Here is a 1,335-nt window from a genome sequence, read left to right as displayed (position 1 = left end):
AGCTCAATCCCGATCAGGAGATTGTCAATACCATCCGGGAAGGACTCAAGCGCACCGGCGGATACTGTCCCTGCCGCGTGGAGCGTACGGAGGAAACCAAATGCATGTGTCAGGAGTTTAAGGATCAAATTGCAGATCCGGGCTTTGAGGGATTCTGCCACTGTATGCTCTATTACAAATCCTTGCAGGATTAAGGGAGGAACGCTATGCTGTCAAAGAAACTGGCTGCCATTTGCAAGCTGAAAAACAAAGAATAACTAAGGATAACAGAAAGGAGCCTTTCTCATGGCTGAATTGAAAATTACTGCTGCGAATTTTGAAAATGAGGTACTGCATTCCGACAAGCCCGTCCTGCTGGATTTCTACGCGGACTGGTGCGGACCGTGCAAAATGCTCTCTCCCATACTGCATGAGCTTGCCGAAGAAAAAAGTGGTGCGCTCAAGGTGGGCAAGGTCAATGTGGACGAGCAAATGGAGCTGGCGATGCGTTTTCAGGTATCCAGCATCCCGATGCTGGTCGTATTCAAGGACGGGAAAGCCGTCGCCAAATCGGTCGGCTATCGGCCCAAGTCGGAGATCGCCGCAATGGTGGAGGGCGCAAGATGAAAGTTGTGATCGTAGGCGGTGTGGCGGGCGGTGCTTCTGCCGCTGCCCGCATCCGCCGTCTGGATGAACACGCGCAGATCATCATGATCGAGCGCAGCGGCTATGTGTCCTATGCCAACTGCGGCCTGCCGTATTATGTAGGCGGTGTGATCAAGGAGCAGGAAGAACTGACACTGCAAACTCCGGAGAGCTTTTGGGCGGACTTGCCTTGCGATGGCAGCGTTACGCTGCTGGATGTCCGTACGGAAGGCGAATATCGGCGTGGGCATTTGAATGGATTCCGCAATCTTCCGCTGGACGATCTGCGGGAGCATTTGGACGAGTTAGAGCGGGACAAGCCTGTCTATGTGAATTGCCAGACAGGGCTTCGCAGCTATCTGGCCTGCCGGCTTTTAACGCAGTACGGCTTCTCTTGCGCCCATCTCTCCGGTGGATACAGCTTTTATCAGGTCGTAACACAAGAGCGGCAGACAGCGCAAAGCGCCTATCCCTGCGGAATGGAGAAGCTATGAGTGAAAATCTATTTGGTTTGACGGTTGCGGCAGATAAAGGCTTGGATGATCTGCAATGCCAGCGCCTTTTAAGTGAAAATCGCAAGTATCAGGAAGTCATGCTGCAATACCGCTGTGCGCTGAAAGCGCTTGAAAGCCGATTGGAAATTCTGAACGAAGAGTTTTCATTGCAGCATGATCGCAATCCGATAGAAAGTATGAAAAGCCGCTTGAAGTC

The 1,335-nt window shown here is 52.2% G+C and carries 3 protein-coding genes and 1 pseudogene; all 4 read left to right on the top strand.

The genetic code is table 11. From position 1 onward, the window contains the following. Positions 1–194: ferredoxin-thioredoxin reductase catalytic domain-containing protein (locus tag WMO66_RS00055; protein WP_349134363.1), on the top strand; the 194-nt coding region annotated here is incomplete at its 5' end. 91 nt (positions 195–285) lie between these two features. Further along, positions 286–606 carry a thioredoxin gene (gene trxA / locus WMO66_RS00050; RefSeq protein ID WP_249282797.1) on the top strand — a complete coding sequence of 107 codons (321 nt, stop codon included), beginning with the start codon at positions 286–288 and terminating at the stop codon, positions 604–606. Then, on the top strand, positions 603–1,118 hold the full coding sequence (locus tag WMO66_RS00045; protein ID WP_349134362.1) for a rhodanese-like domain-containing protein: 516 nt from the start codon (positions 603–605) through the stop codon (positions 1,116–1,118). Before trxA ends, WMO66_RS00045 begins: the two co-directional genes overlap by 4 nt. Further along, positions 1,115–1,335, top strand: a pseudogene (locus WMO66_RS00040) (GTP pyrophosphokinase); the annotation flags it as partial. The gene WMO66_RS00045 and the pseudogene WMO66_RS00040, both read left to right, overlap by 4 nt.

It is taken from the genome of Faecousia intestinalis (assembly GCF_040096185.1).
Lineage (GTDB): Bacteria > Bacillota > Clostridia > Oscillospirales > Oscillospiraceae > JAZOXB01.
The sequence above is the reverse complement of the archived record's forward strand: the minus strand, read 5'-3'. Positions and strand labels throughout refer to the sequence as shown.

Bases quoted from the DNA above. Each gene is read 5' to 3' on its own strand.
- WMO66_RS00045 (WP_349134362.1), top strand. From the start codon at position 603: ATGAAAGTTGTGATCGTAGGCGGTGTGGCGGGCGGTGCTTCTGCCGCT.
- trxA (WP_249282797.1), top strand. From the start codon at position 286: ATGGCTGAATTGAAAATTACTGCTGCGAATTTTGAAAATGAGGTACTG.